Annotated in this window: 16 protein-coding genes and 2 pseudogenes; 6 read left to right on the top strand and 12 right to left on the bottom strand. The window is 59.1% G+C overall.

Features of this window, described 5'->3' with window-relative positions:
- Positions 1-173: 173 nt before the first annotated feature.
- On the bottom strand, positions 174-971 hold the full coding sequence (gene istB / locus BST28156_RS29445) for an IS21-like element helper ATPase IstB (protein WP_060081749.1): 798 nt from the start codon (positions 969-971) through the stop codon (positions 174-176).
- On the bottom strand, positions 964-2,442 hold the full coding sequence (gene istA, locus BST28156_RS29450) for an IS21 family transposase (RefSeq protein WP_233621336.1): 1,479 nt from the start codon (positions 2,440-2,442) through the stop codon (positions 964-966). Before istA ends, istB begins: the two co-directional genes overlap by 8 nt.
- A gap of 133 nt (positions 2,443-2,575) precedes the next feature.
- Here istA and BST28156_RS29455 point away from each other — a divergent pair.
- Positions 2,576-2,770, top strand: a pseudogene (locus BST28156_RS29455) (IS30 family transposase); the annotation flags it as partial.
- Positions 2,771-3,024: 254 nt separating this feature from the next.
- Here BST28156_RS29455 and BST28156_RS29460 read toward each other — a convergent pair.
- The 6 genes from BST28156_RS29460 to BST28156_RS29485 form a co-directional block, all read right to left on the bottom strand.
- Positions 3,025-3,825: a c-type cytochrome gene (locus tag BST28156_RS29460; RefSeq protein ID WP_007182911.1), complete on the bottom strand. Its 801-nt coding sequence runs from the start codon at positions 3,823-3,825 to the stop codon at positions 3,025-3,027.
- Positions 3,822-5,447 (bottom strand): b(o/a)3-type cytochrome-c oxidase subunit 1, encoded by a 1,626-nt coding sequence (locus tag BST28156_RS29465; protein WP_011880241.1) that lies wholly within the window; start codon positions 5,445-5,447, stop codon positions 3,822-3,824. The genes BST28156_RS29460 and BST28156_RS29465 overlap by 4 nt, the downstream gene beginning before the upstream one ends.
- A complete protein-coding gene (locus tag BST28156_RS29470) occupies positions 5,437-5,934 on the bottom strand; it encodes a cupredoxin domain-containing protein (protein WP_007182913.1) in 498 nt (165 codons plus the stop codon). Before BST28156_RS29470 ends, BST28156_RS29465 begins: the two co-directional genes overlap by 11 nt.
- 100 nt (positions 5,935-6,034) lie before the next feature.
- Positions 6,035-6,235, bottom strand: coding sequence for a hypothetical protein (locus BST28156_RS29475; RefSeq protein WP_007182914.1), 201 nt, complete (start codon positions 6,233-6,235; stop codon positions 6,035-6,037).
- A 9-nt stretch (positions 6,236-6,244) separates the two neighbouring features.
- The gene (locus tag BST28156_RS29480) at positions 6,245-7,516 is read right to left on the bottom strand and encodes a c-type cytochrome (protein WP_012464891.1); all 1,272 of its coding nucleotides are present in this window, start codon (positions 7,514-7,516) and stop codon (positions 6,245-6,247) included.
- 68 nt (positions 7,517-7,584) lie between these two features.
- Positions 7,585-8,292, bottom strand: coding sequence for a c-type cytochrome (locus BST28156_RS29485; protein ID WP_007182916.1), 708 nt, complete (start codon positions 8,290-8,292; stop codon positions 7,585-7,587).
- 887 nt (positions 8,293-9,179) lie between these two features.
- Here BST28156_RS29485 and BST28156_RS29490 point away from each other — a divergent pair.
- On the top strand, positions 9,180-9,818 hold the full coding sequence (locus BST28156_RS29490) for a LuxR C-terminal-related transcriptional regulator (protein ID WP_011880238.1): 639 nt from the start codon (positions 9,180-9,182) through the stop codon (positions 9,816-9,818).
- Between the two features lie 659 nt (positions 9,819-10,477).
- Here BST28156_RS29490 and BST28156_RS29495 read toward each other — a convergent pair.
- Positions 10,478-10,777 carry an H-NS histone family protein gene (locus BST28156_RS29495; protein ID WP_011880236.1) on the bottom strand — a complete coding sequence of 100 codons (300 nt, stop codon included), beginning with the start codon at positions 10,775-10,777 and terminating at the stop codon, positions 10,478-10,480.
- A gap of 101 nt (positions 10,778-10,878) precedes the next feature.
- On the opposite strand from BST28156_RS29495, the gene BST28156_RS29500 reads away from it, so the two are divergent.
- Positions 10,879-11,373, top strand: coding sequence for a response regulator (locus tag BST28156_RS29500; protein ID WP_012218130.1), 495 nt, complete (start codon positions 10,879-10,881; stop codon positions 11,371-11,373).
- Positions 11,374-11,819: 446 nt separating this feature from the next.
- Here BST28156_RS29500 and BST28156_RS35130 read toward each other — a convergent pair whose 3' ends face one another.
- Together BST28156_RS35130 and BST28156_RS29510 are read right to left on the bottom strand one after the other, a co-directional pair.
- Positions 11,820-12,242, bottom strand: coding sequence for a DUF3331 domain-containing protein (locus BST28156_RS35130; RefSeq protein ID WP_081061553.1), 423 nt, complete (start codon positions 12,240-12,242; stop codon positions 11,820-11,822).
- Between the two features lie 92 nt (positions 12,243-12,334).
- Positions 12,335-13,408, bottom strand: coding sequence for a VIT1/CCC1 transporter family protein (locus BST28156_RS29510; RefSeq protein ID WP_011880234.1), 1,074 nt, complete (start codon positions 13,406-13,408; stop codon positions 12,335-12,337).
- A gap of 776 nt (positions 13,409-14,184) precedes the next feature.
- Between BST28156_RS29510 and BST28156_RS29515 the strand changes: the two genes are divergently transcribed.
- Positions 14,185-14,493, top strand: a complete 309-nt coding sequence (locus BST28156_RS29515; RefSeq protein ID WP_230943057.1) for a BON domain-containing protein — start codon at positions 14,185-14,187, stop codon at positions 14,491-14,493.
- 141 nt (positions 14,494-14,634) lie between these two features.
- Here BST28156_RS29515 and BST28156_RS29520 read toward each other — a convergent pair.
- Positions 14,635-14,766: pseudogene (locus BST28156_RS29520) on the bottom strand (PAAR domain-containing protein); the annotation flags it as partial.
- An 810-nt stretch (positions 14,767-15,576) separates the two neighbouring features.
- On the opposite strand from BST28156_RS29520, the gene BST28156_RS29525 reads away from it, so the two are divergent.
- Complete coding sequence (locus tag BST28156_RS29525; RefSeq protein ID WP_060082254.1) at positions 15,577-17,058, top strand: sensor domain-containing diguanylate cyclase; 1,482 nt, start codon at positions 15,577-15,579, stop codon at positions 17,056-17,058.
- Between the two features lie 100 nt (positions 17,059-17,158).
- Positions 17,159-17,608 (top strand): transposase, encoded by a 450-nt coding sequence (locus tag BST28156_RS29530; RefSeq protein ID WP_226092321.1) that lies wholly within the window; start codon positions 17,159-17,161, stop codon positions 17,606-17,608.
- The last annotated feature ends 210 nt before the right edge of the window (positions 17,609-17,818 follow it).

Genomic DNA, 17,818 nt, shown 5'->3' on the forward strand with positions numbered 1-17,818 from the left:
CCGATAATCCGGTACTGCTTGAACAAAACCGCTATTCCCGAGGCTTTGTTGCACAAAAGACGTCCAGGACGGCATAGCCCCCACCCCAGACGGATTTATGCTGTTGATTTCCACCGAATCTTGACCCACCGTTTTCATCTAAATCTGACCCACCCCGAGACAGCGTAGTACATCTATTCCGGTGTGGATAACTCCTCACTGCCTGCGGCTTTTGCTGCTCTCTTTCTGGTTGCCTTCGCCTTGGCAGAACTGGACTTGAAGCGCCAGGATTCATTGCCCGTTTCGACGATGTGGCAGTGATGGGTGACGCGGTCCAGCAGCGCCGTCGTCATCTTTGCGTCCCCGAACACGGTCGCCCACTCGCCGAAGCTGAGGTTGGTGGTGATCACGACACTCGTGTGTTCATACAGCTTCGAGAGCAAGTGGAACAGCAATGCGCCACCGGTCTGGCTGAACGGCAGGTAGCCCAGTTCGTCGAGGATTACCAGGTCGACGAACATCAGCTTATGGGCGATCTGGCCTTGTTTGCCGATGGACTTCTCCTGCTCCAGTGCGTTGGTCAGCTCGACGGTCGAGAAGTAGCGCACGCGCTTGCCGTGGCGCTGCACGGCCTCAATTCCGATCGCTGAGGCGAGGTGCGTTTTGCCGGTGCCGGGGCCACCGATGAACACGACGTTGTGTGCGCTTGCGAGGAACGACAGGTCACTGAGTTCTCGAACCAGCGCTTCGTCGACGTGCGCCTGCGCGAAGTCGAAGCCCTTCAGGTCGCGGTGAGCCGGGAAGCGAGCGGCGGTCATCTGATAGGCGATCGAGCGCACCTGTCGCTCCGCCGTCTCAGCCATCAGCAGCTGCTTCATGAAGCGCTCCGGGTCGAACTCCGTGTGACGCGACTGCGCCAGCAGCTCTGGCCAGGTGCTCGCCATGCCATGCAGTTTGAGCCCCTTAAGCTGGGCGGCGATGTCGTTAGACATGACGGTCCTCCGGTGGGTTGGCGCGCAGGGTTTCGTAGCGGCTCACGTCGGCAGCCGGCTCTTCGGTAAGCTGGAGTTTCGTCGTCGCGAGGTTGGTACTCGTGGTGGGCGCCTTCAACCGGCTCAGCACGTTCAGAACGTGCTCCCCACTGGGGCGTCCCGAGTCCAGCGCTGCCTGCACAGCAAGCAGCACGGCATCGAGTCCGTGTTCGCGCACCGCGGCGAGCACCTGCGTCATGATGCGATCGCCTCCCGGGTGCTTCAGTAGGTGTCGCTGCAACTGCTGCAGCGGCTGTGGCATCGTGACGAACGGAGCGCCGTTGCGCAACGCGCCGGGTTTGCGCTCAACCAGCGTGATGTAATGGCGCCAGTCGTAGAAGGTCATGTGCCGCTCGAAGCTGCGTTCGTGGCGTGCGATCTCCTGGGCGTCGGCGACGACGCTGAGATATGCCGGATAGCAGCGCACGCTCACCAGCTGGTTCGTATACTCGGTGGGCACGCTGTAGCGGTTGCGCTGAAAGTGGATGAGGCTGGTCGACGACACCCGCAGCGTCTGCTCGACATAGCCGTCGAACGGGCGTGGATTGGGCATCAGCCTGGTGCGCTCGTCCTGCAGCACGTCCTCGACCGTCAGCTCGGGCCACTGCGGGTGCCGCATCTGCCAGGCCTGACGACACTGGCCCGCGACCCATTCGTTCAGAAGCTCCAGCGTTTCCCAGCGTCGTAGCGCAGCCTCGTGCCAGATCTGGCGGCGCCGGTCCTGCACGTTCTTCTCAACGATGCCCTTCTCCCAGCCGGCGGCACGGTTGCAGAATTCCGGCTCGAACAGGTAATGGCCGCACATTGCCTCGAAGCGGGCGTTGACCGCGCGCTCCTTGCCGCGGCCGACCTTGTCCACGGCGGTCTTCATGTTGTCGTAGATGCCGCGGCGCGGCACGCCGCCGAACGCGGCGAATGCGCGGGCGTGCGCATCGAACAGCATCTCGTGACTCTGGGTCGGATAGGCGACCAGCCAGAACGCCCGGCTGGCATTGAGCTTGACGTGGGCGACCTCCAGGCGTCGCCGCAACCCGCCGATGAAGGCGTATTCGCAGCTCCAGTCAAACTGGAAGGCTTCGCCGGGTTCGAAGGCCAGCGGTACATAGGCCTTCCTGCGCGGGGCTTCAGCCTGCTCCTCGTGCCAGCGTCTCACGAAGGCGCTGACGCGGCCGTAGCTGCCGGCGTAGCCCTCGCCGCGGATGGCCTCGAACATGAACCGGGCCGTGCGCCGGTCACGCTTCGGGCGATGACTGTCTGCCCGCAGCCAGCCCGTCAGTTGCGCGGCCCACTCGTCGACGACGCTCGGGCTGACGCGCTTCGGGTACTTCGGCTCAACGGCATCCGTTTGCCGAAGCCAGCTGCGCACCGTGTTCCGGGACAGGCCCGTGCGCCTCGCAATCTCGCGCAGCGGGACCTTCTCGCGGAAATACATCCGCCTGATCTTGGCCAATATGCCCACCGTGATCACCTCTGTATCCCCTGCTCAAAGATTGAGCAGGGCATTCAATCACGTGGGTCAAAATTCGATGAAAACTACAGCCTCAGGTGGGTCAGTTCTGCGTGGACATCAACACACCAACGGGCTATTGCGTCAGTTTCTGCCCAAGGGCATGGACCTATCGGGCATCACCCAGATGCAGTTGAACGACATCGCCAAATTAATGAATGGGCGCCCATGTCAGACGCTCGGCTGGAAAACGCCGGAAGAAGCCATGGCCATGGAGTTGGCTGCCGCCGGATTGGCTAAACGTTGCACTTGACTCTTGAGACCGCCGTGTATGAGGCGATCGAAATTCAGAATTCGAAGTGTTGAGCCGTTCGTGGCAACGGAGCGCGAACTGAGTCAGAGGCTCTGCTAATCACGGGGGCGCCTCTTGACGACGACGTTACGCAGTTGCGGCCAGATTAGTTTGAGCACGGCCTTGTCGGACGGAAAATGGCCCGCGCCTTTACGAACTTCCGAGGCAGCATCTCCCCGTGACTCAATCGCACGAGTGCGAGATGCAGTTTTCCGTTATGGTTGACCGGAGTAGAACTTGGCGGCCGCTTCGATCTCGTCGCGAGTCATATTTCTCGCAACGTTGCGCATTTGCTCGCTGGTATCGTTATGTCGTTCCCCTCCTGCAAACGCCAATAGTTGCTGGCGTATGTAGACGAGCGGCTCACCCTCCAACCACGGCGCACCTAGCTTGTTTTCAGCGGCTCCGTGACAAGAGGCACAGGGAGCAATATTCCGCATTGGGGAACCCGTCGCAACGATAGCGGGTGCAGGCACTGCAGACGCGCCGACCCGAACGCGAGGCAGCGAGGCGTAATATGCCGCCAAGTCCTTCATGTCCTGATCGCTCAAATTCGTAGCCATGGGGGTCATCACGGCGTTCGTGCGGGCTCCGCTCTGGAAATCTTTCAACTGCTTATACACAACACTTTCGTACTGCCCTGCGAGATTCGGTGAGTTTGCGAAGCTAAGTCCCTGCGGCCCATGACACATCGTGCATCGCAGTGAGAGCGTCGCACCGCGTCCAATCGAAAGTCCATCCGTTCCCGCGAAGGTCTGCGGAGTAAGCACTGCCGTGCTTGTCTTCGTGGACGAAACCACGGGCTGCGAGACGAGCCATTGCTGCGGCACCCCGGCCGCGCTACAGATCGCGTTCCACAGTCCTTTGAACTGCGGGTCGGTCTGGGCCGACGGTAACCACACGAACCCTATCAGGGCCGAGACGCCGGCAACTGCGACTGTCAGCCCTACGCTCACGGTGAACCAACGGTTGCGCAGCGAGAACAGGCGCGCTTCGGGTGACGGTGGTGTCCTCATCGCTGCCCTCCGATCCAGACGGCCGGCACGGAAGTCTGAGGGAGCGCCAACAACTGCGCAATCGGGTAGCCATAGTTCACTACGGTAAGTCCGATCATCAGCGCGATCCAGAGTCCGAAGCTATTGAGCGCAACCGGGAGGGTACGAGGAGGATGCACTGCCACGCTAAATTCGAAGCGACGCGCGGGTTCAATTGCGCCCCGGTGCCCCCTTGCAAGCACGATAAAGAACAACACCGCCGAAGCGACCAGAATCAGAGCACCGACGAACGAGAGCACAACGGTGATAGCCTCGGGCGCAATCGCGGGGTCGCTGTAGTCGAAAAATGCCATGCGACGCGGCATACCGAGGATGCCGGCATAGTGCCACGGGAACGTCGTAACGATCATCCCGACAAACCACGTCCAGAGCTGCCATCGAATGAGCCGCACGCTCCTAAGCGAGCGCCCTGTGAGTTGCGGCCATAGTTCGTAGGCAATCGCGAAGTACATGATGACGATGGCGCCGCCGAAAATCAGGTGGAAGTGCCCCGTGATCCATTGCGTGTTATGGATCGTCGAGTCGAGCTGGTAGCTCATGTTGATAAGGCCGCCGGCGCCACCGAAGCCCAGCATCACGAACGAGAACGCCACAGCCAGCATCATCGGCTCGTGCCACGGCAGCGCGCGTATCCAGCCAAACGCGCCCTTGCCGCCGCGCAGTCGGCCTGCAATTTCCACGGACGCGCAGATCGTGAAGACGGTGAGCAGCGTGGGCACCGCGACGAGCGCCGTGAACACGGACTGCAGGAACTTGAAGCCCGATCCCACTTGAGGGTCCGCGAACAAATGGTGAATGCCGATCGGCATCGCGACCACGAGAAAGAGGATGAACGAGATGCGCGCCATCTCATCGCTGTAGAGCCGGCCCCCCACGGCGCGCGGCACGAGCGTGTAGTACGCGATATAGGCCGGCATCAGCCAAAAATAGACGATGGCGTGCAGCGTCCATGAAAAGAATACGCGCGCGAGGCCCGAATCGATGGTGGATTTGAGACCCAGCGCGACCGGCAGAATCTGAAACAGGATTTCGATGGCGGCGCCCACCGCCGTCCATGCCCACAGGTACGAGCCCGCGACGTTCGCGAACATGGGCAGCGGCACAGGCGTACCTGGATTCGCCTTCTTCCAGACATGCAGGTTCACGGACATGAGTGCCACCCAAATCCATGATCCGACCACCACGAGTACCACGCCAATGTAATAGAAGGGGTTGCCGATCATGGGCGGATAAAACGTGTAAAGCACCGAGGCACGCCCCATAGATACCGGCACCATCGCCACAATCGAGCCTACCGCTACGAGCCACCAGCCGGCCCATGCCCACCGCTTACCGACCAGCCGCTGCGCAAGCGAGAGCTCGGTGATCGCATAGCCGAACCCCATAGCGATCAGTGTCGGAAATACGTATGCCATCACGGAGCCGTGCGCCGTCACCGAACGGTAATACAGCTCAGGCGCGGACAACCAAGCATGCAGCGGACTGCGCACGTACATTTGCCAGGCGCCCAACAGCAATGCCACCCCGAAGGTCGCGAAAGCGAACCAGAAATGTGCGAGCACGAGTCGTCGGTTATTTAACACAGCTGAGCCTCCGTGCACCGGCCGCAAGTTTGTCGAATTCGGCGGCCTCGATCACCTTCACATTTGCCCACATGCCCTCATGCCCTGTCCCGCAATACTCATGACATGGCATCAAGTGGTCTCCCGGCTCGTTGAACGTACTGCGGAACGTGGAGATGTAGCCCGGCTCGACCATCGAGTTAATGTTTGTATTCGCGATCAGGAAACCGTGAACGACATCCGCGCTCGTGATCCTGAATGTGACAGGAGTACGGGCCGGCACGAGAATACATTGCGGCGTGAATGAATACTGCTGCGCGACCACGCGTACCGTCACCGAACCGTCCGCCTCGCGTGCGGTTCCGAGATTGCCTTCTATAAATTCTCCGGACACGTGCAGCGTGGTCGGATCGATGGTTTCTACTCGCGACGGGGGCATCATTGCCCAGTGCAAACCGGTGAAGACCACTATTGCGACAAGCAGCAGTACAAACGCCACCGAGAACATGGCCCAGCGCCGCTCAGTACGGACTGCTATTGCATGGCTGTCGGCATGATTCGCCGGCGCCGTCGGAGGCGTGTTTTGGGTGTTCGACATGGGCTCGGATTTACTGGATAACGCCGCGAGGCAAAAACACCAGAAAGTAGAACGCAAACCACATTGCGATCACGATAAACGTCGCGATCCCGGCCAGCGCAAGTGCCCCCTTCGGTCCCATGCGCACGATGTCATCGACGTGCTGCTCGTCGTCCGATAGACGCCGGGCGATCGGCGCTTGGGGTATTCCGTCCTCAGTTGAGTCGCTCATGAGTTCCCCTCAGTACAGCGGTGCCGAACGCAATGCGTTGGCATCTTTGGCTGACACAGGCATGCCGCGGTTACCCCATGCAGTGCGGATGAACGTAACGACCGCAGCCACCTCGTCGTCGGACATCGATTGAGCGAAGGGCGGCATGCCGTAAGGCATGGGGTTCTTCGCAGTGCCCGGCGCATACCCGCCATTGAGCACCATCCGTATCGGATTCACGGCGGACACCATCTGGATAGACTGATTGTTCGCGAGCGGCGGGAAATCGGGTAGCTTGCCCTCCCCGTTCTTGCCGTGGCAAGTGGCGCACTGTGAATCGTAAATCTTGCTGCCCACCCTGAAGAGTCGATTTCGCTCATCGCGTGACATTGATGAAGTGGGTTCGGCGGCTCCCTCGCCACCGTGCTGCGGCAGTGATTTCAGATAGACCGCCATCGCCCGGACGTCGTCGTCTGAAAGGTACTGAAGGCTGTCGTACACAACTTCGGCCATCGGACCGTAGACAGCGCCCCGCCGCGACACGCCCTTTTGCAGCAGGTCCGTAATGTCTGCAATGCTCCACGCGCCGAGGCCCGCTTCTCGACTAGACGTGAGCGATGGTGCGTACCAGTCCTGCATTGGGATGAGGCCACCTTCAAACGCCTTCGACTCCGAACTGCCCCCCAACGCGTTTATCGCGGTATGGCACATCGAGCAGTGGCCGAGGCCTTGTACGAGATATGCGCCACGATTCCATTCAACGGACTTCTCGTGATCGGGCTTGTATACACCCTCACGAAAATACAGCGTTCGCCAGCCAAGCAGTAACTCGCGATTGTTGTACGGAAACCTCATATCGTGCGGACGATTCGGCCGCCTGACGGGCGGCACGGACATCAGGTAAGCGTAGATGGCATCGCTATCTTCGCGTGTGACCTTCGTGTATGCAGCGTAGGGCATGGCGGGATACAGGATGGAGCCATCGCGGGAACGTCCCGTGTGCATCATCGCGTAGAACTCGTCGGAACTCCATCGGCCGATCCCGGTTTCGGCGTCTGGTGTGATATTCGGTGAGTACAACGTCCCGAACGGAGTGGGCATCGCGCGACCGCCCGCGAAGAGTTTGTCGCTGGGTTGCGTATGGCATGCTATACAGTCGCCGGCACGCGCAAGATATTCACCTCGCTTGATGACGTCCACCTTGGCGGAACCGTCTTGCGCCACCGCGAGCCTCGGGGGGGCGATTATCAAGGCCGCAGAGGCGGCGATGGTGGTCAAGCAAACGCGTAGCGCCTTGCTCATCCGGCTAACCGGAAGTGAACCGAACGAACGACTGAACCGGAAAGACCTGGTACGCACCGTGAGCTCCGTCATTGAGGTACGCTCCCGCAAGCAATCGGCAACTTCACGCTTCCCGCAGTCGCAGGCGCCGAGTTCGCCGCACCGGGCAATGACGAGAGCCAGGCAGCGACGGCAGTGATGTCGTCGTTACCAAGACGCGAGGCGATGTCGTGCATACAGTCTGGTGCTGTCGAAACTCGCGTTCCGTAGCGCCAGGCGCCGAGTTGGGCACTGATATATTGCGCATGGAGGCCGAGCAACCCAGGAATGGCCGGCTCCATACCCGTAAGCGATGCGCCGTGACAAGCAGCACAAGCCGGGATGTTGCGCGTACGGTCGCCGTCATTCACGAGTTGCTTGCCGCGCCGCAGTAGTTCCGCGCTGACGGCAGGGGCTGTGGCAGGCGGGTACGGCGGATGCTGGGCCGCGAAGAAATCGGCTATCTTTCTTAGATAGGCGTCCGGTAGATACGCCAAGAGATAGTTCATTGGCGGGTACTGGCGCTGGCCATCGCGGAATGCCTTGAGCTGATTGAACAAATAGCCGGAAGGCTTACCCGCCAGACGGGGAAAGTAATCGTTATTGGTCCCCTCCCCGGCTTTGCCATGGCACGCCGCACATGCAAGCACCCGTGCTTGCATGGTGTCCGGCGCGCGTTCCGTGGGTCTATCCTGCCCGAAGACAAAGCAGGAGGGAACGGCGCACAACAGTATGGCTCCTGCGAGTCTTCTCAGCATTGTTCGCAACGCCTGTTGTCATGGCTGTGTGGTGATTCTACTCATCTGTATCCATAAACCGCAAGTTCCAAAACAACGGCGACGGACACAAATTACTCAACGTCCATTCCTGCTCCGCGGCGGCTCACACTCGACGCCGTGATCGCCATCTGCAGCAGACCCGACCAGCGCGTCAACGTTCTGGGTTGCCCTTGAAATAGCCCCGGGGTGCAGAAGCCAGCGGGGCATCACGCTATTTCGAAGAACGAGATGAGTGGACAGCGCTGCAACATCTTCGGTGACAGCCGTCGGAGACCGGGCAGCACGTCTGTCCGGTGAGCGTTGGGCTCACGCCACCACGCTGCCACAATAGCACTAGGATAATCGCGACAGCACGTCGCCATGATGACAACGGATCGCCGAAGGGTCCGTTTGATCGGCCAGTCTCATTGCGGAACCTCGTTCTCCACCGGGCCATTGCCGATACGACGGCCGGCACATTTCTGCTGCATCACCCGAGCCGAGCGGAGCGCCTCCCACGTATGCGCCGACTATGTCTCCAACGTCTAATCCGGCGCGGCAGGCTACTAATCCCACCATCGGCTCGGCCAGCCGGCTCGCACACACTCGCGATCCCGAGCGTGATCGTTAAGCGCGTCTCGCCGCAGTCGAAAAACAGAGCGTCTGAGCTAGAACTTAACCGACGTGCCAGCCGAATTATGTTGACATTTGTCAAACGCAGCATCTAAAGTTCAATCGCGGCACGCTTTATGCGGTGGCATGTTACATATGCGAGTTCTCTTTATCAAGCTGAGGCCATAAGACGCTGTATGCCGCCATTGCACGGTGAATATAGCTGACGTGTTGGGTTGCAGCTCGCGTCCGATAAAAGGCAACGAGGATTGAGCATGAAGAAGGTACTTCTCGCGGAACGTCATGCGATCACGCGTGACGGAATTCGGTACATCCTTCAAGAAACTGGGGAGTACCAAGTCGCTCGCGAGTTGCCTGATGGAAATGCACTGATTGCGACAGTCAGAGATGAAACATTCGACATTGCGATCGTCGACCTCATTAGTATAGGTGCTCGCTCGACCGAATTGATCAGCCAAGTCGTATCCTGCACCCCAATGATGCGAGTTCTTGCACTATGCAGCACGGCCGAGCCGACTTATGCAAAGTCGGTGTTTAGTGCCGGCGCATCCGGCTTCGTCACGAAAGGCAGCCCGGCGGCCGAATTGGTCCGAGCGGTGCACTCGGTGCTCGCTGGGCATAGGTACATGAGCGCACAAGTCGCGGAGCGCATGGTCCAGACGATTGATATTTCTCCCGACGCGCAGTTGCACGCGCGCCTGACTGCCCGAGAGAAGGCCGTACTCGAAGGACTGGCATGCGGCAACGGTATATCGGAAATTGCTAGCCGTCTGGGCATCAACGCAAAGACCGTCAGTACATATAAAGCACGTCTACTTAAAAAACTTGAAGTCCGCACCGAAGCCGCATTGATTCGGTACGCACTCGAGCATCAAATTGTCGATCCAGACTGAGCGCGTCGGCTTTCAGCCAGCCTTTCGGCCCGTAGCTCCAGATGACCTCGCGGAGTCGATCTTTCGGCCAATCATTCGCGTCACGTGAGCGTCGTGCGCCATCCTCACTGCATTAGCCATAAAATGGGATGAACTCGTAGCACACGAGTGAGAAACAATTGAACCACGTGCGCTAGGTGGATCAAATCCTTGACGAATCTCGAGGGCGGTTTCGGTCAGGATTGGTCGTCTTCGAACCAAAGTATTATCCCATAGGGCCTCACGCTATTCCCGGTTTCGCCAGACGCAATCACTACGGCGATCTCTGGGTGGAAGCGAACGAAATGCTTCGATTGATGAAAGAGTTGCGCCGTCAGGGTCCGCATCTACTGCACGAGAAGCGTCCGGGTGTCCGGTACGCCGTCGTCTCGCCACACCACAGACGGCGTCCATTCTTTCCCGTATTCCCATTTCCAGCGGCACGCTCAGCCGACAGCATAAAGGCTGGAGGTACGGCGCCGCTCCGACCCACTCCCTGCAGCCACCCGAGCGACGATGGTCAATCGACGCAGAAGTGGCGGCGCAATATCGTCGGGACGTAGTGAGGGTAGTCGCGTGGGGGGAGTATCCGAATTAATGAGATAGTCCGCTCCACCTTATGAGCGGTACGATCTGTAGGATCATTGTTGAATCAGAAAGCGATTGCGATTCTTAGCGTCTCTGATCCATGCCGGCGCACGTCCACGGCCTGACCAGGTCGCGCCGGTCTTCGGATCGCGATACTTTGCTTCAGGTTGCACGGTCGCCTGCTTTGCAGGACGACCGCGGCGCGTGCCGAAGATATCCTTCTCGGTAATACCGTACTCTGCGATCTTGCAGCGGATGTCGTCAACGACGGCTTGGAACTCAGCTACGCGGGCAGCTTCCGCTTTTTCGGCCAGCGCATCCATTTGGGCTTTCAACTCCTTGTATGTGGGCATGCTTCCCTCCTCTAGTTGCATCACAAATATGATAGCCGTTTTGAATTGCGAAAGGGGGGCTATCAATCGTCAAGTATCTCGTCATCGCGCATGGAGGCACGGTGACGGCCAGCAGTGGTGGCGAAGAGCGTGGCGCTCGATTTACAGTGCGCTTGCCGCTGATGCACGAAACATCTGTGGATCAAGAATTTACTGCTCCTGCCTCAAGCGGCTCGGCACTGCTGGATGGCCTGTCGTTTCTGCTGGTCGACGATGACGTGGCGGCACAAGAGGTGTTGGCTCACTTGCTGCGCAACCTAGGTGCGCAAGTCCACACTGCGACCGGCGCAGCAGATGCACTCAACTGTCTTGAGGCCGGCTCGTTCGACATTCTTATAACCGACCTTGCCATGCCGGGCGCGGACGGTCACACGCTGCTGCGCCGCATCCGGCAGCAAGAAGGGAACCGGCGACGCATCTACGCTCTAGCGCTCACAGGCCTCGCTTCGATTCAAGATCGAGACGCAGCGAACGCGGCCGGGTTTGACGATCACCTGCCGAAACCAATGAATCTTCAGCTGCTACTGGCGAAATTGTCGCTCGGGCGTGGTCGATAATGGGCAACAACGCAGCGATTGCGCGTAGCACCCATGCCGTCAATTGTGTCAGCATCGACCTGCCGCCTAACGAGATCCGTCAACACCTTTGGCCAACGCCCCGCGTCTCGCTATCTCGGGTACAGAACCGCGTTTAGAGATCTGCCGAAGAGTACGTAGCCGTCGCCCAAACGCCCAGTCGCAGGGCGATGCCAACATCGCTGACGACTGAAAGCCGTCGGACACAGGTGCCCGTGACGTTCTCACAACGCCGCATTTTTTCCGGCGTACGTGGTTTAAATCAAAAAACGTACTGTCGGAATTCTGCGTCCCATCGGACCGCATTGTGCGTCGGAATTGGACTAGCCTCACATAGGATCGCGGAGCATACAGCCGACTGACGGGAAAATAGTTCGCAGACTTCAAGCCCCGCGAGTCGAGCCCGGTTTGGACGCTTTGGCGTGAGCCTACGCTTTGCTAGCATGGAAAAATATCGGTGCCACTTCTTCTATTATCATCGCCCCAGCATTAAGTGGCCGGGGGCGGCAAAACGGCACGAATACGCTCGAGCCGATCTGGATTTCTCGCCCACTGAGAACACAGCGCCCACGTTTATTCGCCACCCGCAATTTCCAGGTTTGCTCGAGGTAGACACATTTTTGTGCGTCGCTCCACGAGACCAACAGTGTTCCTTGAGACGGCCTGTCAACGATCTTTACTACGCGCATTACGTCGTACGTAACTGATCCTTTTGTATTGAACTGCTCGGTCGCACCAAGATTCTTGCCTACTATTTGACCTATTGGCGTAAAACGGTCCACGTCGTTAGGTCTGTCAAGCGTCGCGACGATCTTCGCCCAAGCGTCACGCTTTTGGCAGACATATCCCATGTTCCGTGCTCCTCTCGGCTCTAGAATAAAAATACCACAACTTTTCTATAATAGAAACGAAGAACGCCCCGCTTTTTTTGAGCTGTCGGGTGTCACGACATGGACACACCGAGCAGCGCGCCGACACCATACGTGAAGCCGGCAGCGACGCAACCAATCACGATCTGGCGGGTTACAGAAAACCACGAAGAGCGGCCGTTGAACAACGATGTCACTACGCCGATCACGGCCAAGCAAAGCACGCTGAGTGAAACACTGATTCCGATACCCACCACTCCGCGAGCCCAGAAAAACGGGACAGCAGGAAATATCGCTCCGAGAGCAAACAAACCGAACGACGTGCCAGCGGCACGCCAGGGATTTCCGCCCAGCTCCTCCGGGTCGAGGCCCAGCTCTTCTCGTGTGAGCGTATCGAGCGCCTTGTCACGATTGCGCATCATTTCCTCGGCCACCCGACGCGCATCATCTCTATCGAGCCCCTTTGCCTGATAGATAAGCGCGAGTTCCCGCAATTCCGCCTTTGGCGTTCTCTGGAGTTCTTCGTTTTCCCGCGCAATCTGGGTTTGCGCGAGCTCGTACGCGTTCGTGACCGACAACCATTCTCCAAGTGCCATTGAAGATGCACCTGCAATGAGTCCAGCCAGTCCCGTCAGAAGGATTGTCTTGTTGGAGGCACCCGCTCCGGCAATGCCCATGATGAGGCAAAAATTCGACACGAGGCCGTCGTTGGCACCTAGGACCGCCGCTCGCAAATCGTTACCTGACGCGCCGCGATGCCATGACTCCGCGCGCGCGATATCGGAGCCCTTCACGCCACCAGAAGGGTTGCTCCGCGCGACGGCGGCAACCACCGCCGCATGTGTGGATTCGTCAGCGGACAGTGCCCCCGCATCGGTCTGCCTGGCATATTTGTCGCGGTCGGCGAACTCCGAGGCGGCGAGCGCCGGCAGTACAAAGCGCGGACCGAAGCTGCGTATAAGCATACGCAATGCCCTGGTTTTGAATGTCGGCCTCGTGGTCGCTACATCGACACCCCGGTGCTGTAGCTTGGCGCGCCATATTTCCGCGTGTTCATGTTCGGCCTCGGCCAATTGCATAAATACGTCGCGGCGCAATGGGTCTGGTTCCGCGGCGGCAAGCGCTTCATATAGCGCGGCTCCGTCCATCTCGTCCCGCAGGTTGGTTCGAAGCCTATTGATGTCTGATTTGTTGGACGATCGCATGGCTGAACGCGCTCCACAGAGTGATTGGACAATAGCAGGACAATGCTCAATGACGGAATGACGTGAATTCCGGAATACTTGTCCCGATCATATTAACCTCCTCGGCTACCGTAAATTAAGGCCCGAAGATGTCCACGCAAGGGGGCGGTCCACAATCTGCATCCGAGATCGCTCCCGCGGGAGCGATCTCCGTCGATCTCTTTGCGTCAAATCAATCGTATCCCGTAAGCGACGTGCACAATCATCCGTGCATTCACGCAGGGAGGCTATGAACTGGTACTACACGGTCGAGAAGGAATTAGCGCGTGTGAGAAATGCGATTCAAGTTCTCGATCTAGGGCGAGGGCAGTTCCCGCCAGGATTAGAAGTCTGCGAGCCAAGGTATGGGGGCAAAAGGATCTCAACCTGTGATCGGTTTGTTGTAGTTGCAACGAATACTTGAGCAGCGTTGTTCATGGAGCTCTTACCCTCAGTCGGCCTCAGCAGGCGAAATTCCTGACAGGTGTCGGCGTGCCTGAATGTGCGCATCCGCCGAGGAAGAGTTGATAATTTGATTGCCAGACATCGTGACCACTGCTCGTCAAAGTTTGGCCCCATTTCCCGCCGCACTTTGATCGACAATCGATCATTTCGAGTTTCTCCCACCCAGTTTTTCCACCCACCCGAAGGACTAGAGATGAAATCCTTGAAAACCTACGTTGCCGCAGCGACCGCCATCAGTGCCATTGCTGCGATCGTGCCTGTTGTTCAGGCACAAGAGACGACCGCGGCACCTTCAGCAACAGCTCCCTCTCGTTCGGCTTAGAGCAGCAAATAAGGATTTGGCGAAACGAGTTCAGAAGACGTTGTACAAACAAAAGGGCTTGGAGTCCACTGATGTTCATGCCGTCGCTCGTAGCGGCAAGATTACGCTAGTAGGAATGGCTCCGGACCAAGCGCAGATCGATCTCGCAGGGAAAGTTGCCGAGAGTGTTCCTGGCGTTACGTCGGTCAAAAACAATTTGACCGTGGACGAAAAAGGACGTTAATGGTTGAGTCCAACCGCATCCTTTGACTGCATTGGCGCGCCCTGACAACACGAATGCTATGTTCTCAACGGCGACGCCATTGCCTGGGGAATTCCGCCGCCAATGCCGCCAGCGGCGCCGAAACCTGCTCGACATGTCCAGAGACTCTTGCGATCCGATCAGCGAGGCGCCACACGCCGTCTTGTCGCCTTCTGTCGCAACCGGGCGGCCATCGAAGGTCATGCTTTTCACCTTGACGTCGACGATGAGATAGACGCCGCCGCATTTCGGACAACGACATGACGCGCGGATTGGTGGCGCCCTGTGCCGCGGCGCTCATTGACAGCTCGTAAAGCTCGATGCTTCGCAGAATGTCGCGCTCGAGCGCGGTCACGAGCTGGCGTGCGTGTCTCACTTCGCCATCGTAGGCGTCTTCGCGAGCTTCGAGCAGCATCGCGGCAAAAAACAAGCATGTGCACAGCCACAGCAACCCTGTGCAACCGATGACCCCAAGGGGCGTCAGAACCATGGACGCCGCCGCCCGTAAGCTGCGGGTTGCGAACTTCAAATATCGGGACATCGATTTCTTTTTGATCTGCCAAGTGGAGCGGAAACGGGCGAAAATTTAACGGCCGCGCCGCATCATAGCAAACACTGCGTCAGGATTGATTCGAGTCAAACACAAGCGAGAATATTCATTGACGCGCGCGATGATTTGACGCATCCGATCTCATTGCTTTTTGCCGCGCAGGACGGGCCTCCGCCGGTGTCGCAGTGGACCGGCCAGCCTTTCGTGGAGTAATCGTCCGATTCGTGCAAAATCTGGTGGTCAGTCGCCGCAGCCCCTTATCCCACAAGGCTCCGCGCCCCTGCGACATCTTTTCAACACGCGATTTTGCAAACATTTGAACAGAAATGCATGTCTGATCAAAAGCGCCAGAATATGCACGAAAGGTACGAATACCCATTTCCCGATCGCCCCCAAACCGTCCCGACCGGGGCGCGACGAACCGGCATGGGCCCTTGCCAAGGCGAGCGCGGCTTTTTAGTATCCGGAAAGCAGGCGTCGGGGCCCGGCGCACCAAAAATGCAGCGAGGCGACCGATGCACCGGCGAACAACAGCCCCCTACCTGATCGTGGCAATCGGCGTCGTGATCGCCTGCGCGCTGATGGGCCTATGCGTGTTGCAGTTGTTCCAAAGCCGCCACGACGCGCTGGAGCGCGCCAGCGAAAGCGCGCGCAATCTCGGTCTGATGGCCGAGCGCGACATCGAACGCAACTTCGAGCTGTACGACCTGTCGCTGCAGGCGCTTGCCCACGGGCTGCAGCGGCCCGATGTGATGGCCGCGGCGCCCGCGCTGCGGCGTGCCGTGCTATTCGATCACGCGATGAGTGCCGCCTTTATCGGTTCGCAGCTGGTGCTCGATGCCGACGGCAACATCGTCCTGGACTCGGCCCACGATGTGCCGCGCCAGGGCAATTTCGCGGACCGTAAGTACTTCACGGTCCATCGCGATAATGCTGACGTAGGACTGTATATCAGCGATCCGTTCATCTCACGGCTGAGTGCCGGCACGCCCAGCATGGCGCTGTCGCGGCGTATCTCGAATCCGGATGGCTCGTTTGCCGGCATCGCGCTGATTGGCCTCAACCTCGAATACTTCCACCACTTGTTTGCCGGCCTGTCGCTCGGGCAGCACGGTTCGATCTCGCTGATCGGAACGGACGGCATCATGGTGATGCGTCAGCCCTTCACGGACGGCATCGTCGGCCGCGACATCAGCCAAGCGTCGACATTCCGACGGTTCATGTCCGCTCGGGAGGGCGTGTTTTCAGAGACCGCGTCGATCGACGGCGTGCGCCGGCTCTACTACTTCAAACACCTACCGGAGCTGCCGCTGATCATCATGGTGGCGGAGGCTGAACAGGACATCTATGCGGCGTGGTGGCAGCGCGCCGCGGCAATCGGTGCGCTGGTGGGCACGTTCGGTGCGGCGTTCATTGTGCTGTCCATGGTCCTCAGCAAGCAACTGCGCCGCCGGATGCGCGCGGAATCGGAATTGGTACTGCTCGCCCGCACAGACGGGCTGACGGGCTTGAATAACCGCCGCAGCTTCGGCGAAGTGCTGGAGCGCGAATGGCGCCGCGCGCAGCGCGCGCACTCCGTGTTCTCGCTGCTGTTCGTCGATGTTGACCGCTTCAAGGCCTATAACGACACCTATGGCCATCAAGCCGGCGACGATGCGCTGGCGGCCGTCGCGCGCTGCATTGGCGAAAACATCCGCCGGCCAGCGGATACAGCGGCCCGCTACGGCGGAGAAGAATTTGTGGTGTTGCTCCCCGATACGCCCCCGCAGGGCGCGATCGAGATTGCCGAGCGCATTCGCGGGGCGATCGATGACCTCGCACTGGAGCACGTCGGCAGCGAATATGGGCGCGTCACCGCCAGCATCGGCATGGCGAGCTCGACGCCCGGTCAGGATGGAGACCCGGGTGCGCTGATCAAGGCGGCCGACGAGGCGCTGTACTACGCGAAGGCGACCGGCCGGAACAAGGTCTCGACCTTTCCCGTCGATGGATGTTGAAGTTCGAAGTTTGGTAAGCCGTCAATAAATGACGCCCTACCAATGGTAGGCAGAAGGTCAGATGCTAAGTGTCCGCGTGGACACATGCACTCAGACCGTGATGACAGAGAAACAGGACCTTCGAAGCAGACTGGTGGTCGGCCGCCGACGGGATGGCCGGCGGGAATTTGATGAGGCTGCCGTCCAAGAGCTGGTCGAGCTTTGCCTGAAGCCGGGCGTGTCGATTGCCCGAATGGCCATGGATCACGACGTCAACCCGAACCAGTTGCGTCGCTGGATCTCGCGCTATCAGCAGCATACGCTGCAAACGCCAACTAGACCGGACCCGCTGGTGATAGACGGCGTATCGATCGACATCCCGGGTTCGGCGCGTCGTGTTCCGGTGAGTGAAGCGCAGGCATTTGTCCCTGTCGTCACCGCGCCATCGACAGTGCCCGCCGTTTCCCCTGTACGGCCACCGGACACGTCGTTGATGGCGCTCTCGTTACATGTGCGCCTGTCGAATGGTGTCGAATTTGATCTTGGTGTTGAAGTTCGAAGTTTGTGCTAATGGCGTCCGCTGCAACGCTAATCGTGTCCGTTAATTCTGCTAACACAGCCATCTGCGGTCCTTGAACACTCGTTTCTCGCGATAACGGCTGATCGCGCGCAGCGCGGCAGCAAAGTGACCCGACAGCCGAAAGACAGAGGCGGGGACTGTTTCCAAAACCGTGTGATGCACGCTACAGAATTCGGCTGTCGGATCGAGCCACTCACGTTT

It is taken from the genome of Burkholderia pseudomultivorans (assembly GCF_902499075.1).
Lineage (GTDB): Bacteria > Pseudomonadota > Gammaproteobacteria > Burkholderiales > Burkholderiaceae > Burkholderia > Burkholderia pseudomultivorans.

Coding starts and splice junctions, on each gene's coding strand:
- BST28156_RS29490 (WP_011880238.1), top strand. CDS start 9,180: ATGAAGAAGGTACTTCTCGCGGAACGTCATGCGATCACGCGTGACGGA.
- BST28156_RS29480 (WP_012464891.1), bottom strand. CDS start 7,516: ATGAGCAAGGCGCTACGCGTTTGCTTGACCACCATCGCCGCCTCTGCG.
- BST28156_RS29485 (WP_007182916.1), bottom strand. CDS start 8,292: ATGCTGAGAAGACTCGCAGGAGCCATACTGTTGTGCGCCGTTCCCTCC.
- BST28156_RS29475 (WP_007182914.1), bottom strand. CDS start 6,235: ATGAGCGACTCAACTGAGGACGGAATACCCCAAGCGCCGATCGCCCGG.
- BST28156_RS29495 (WP_011880236.1), bottom strand. CDS start 10,777: ATGCCCACATACAAGGAGTTGAAAGCCCAAATGGATGCGCTGGCCGAA.
- istA (WP_233621336.1), bottom strand. CDS start 2,442: ATGTATTTCCGCGAGAAGGTCCCGCTGCGCGAGATTGCGAGGCGCACG.
- BST28156_RS29510 (WP_011880234.1), bottom strand. CDS start 13,408: ATGGACGGAGCCGCGCTATATGAAGCGCTTGCCGCCGCGGAACCAGAC.
- BST28156_RS29530 (WP_226092321.1), top strand. CDS start 17,159: ATGACAGAGAAACAGGACCTTCGAAGCAGACTGGTGGTCGGCCGCCGA.
- BST28156_RS29460 (WP_007182911.1), bottom strand. CDS start 3,825: ATGAGGACACCACCGTCACCCGAAGCGCGCCTGTTCTCGCTGCGCAAC.
- BST28156_RS29525 (WP_060082254.1), top strand. CDS start 15,577: ATGCACCGGCGAACAACAGCCCCCTACCTGATCGTGGCAATCGGCGTC.
- BST28156_RS35130 (WP_081061553.1), bottom strand. CDS start 12,242: ATGGGATATGTCTGCCAAAAGCGTGACGCTTGGGCGAAGATCGTCGCG.
- BST28156_RS29470 (WP_007182913.1), bottom strand. CDS start 5,934: ATGTTCTCGGTGGCGTTTGTACTGCTGCTTGTCGCAATAGTGGTCTTC.
- istB (WP_060081749.1), bottom strand. CDS start 971: ATGTCTAACGACATCGCCGCCCAGCTTAAGGGGCTCAAACTGCATGGC.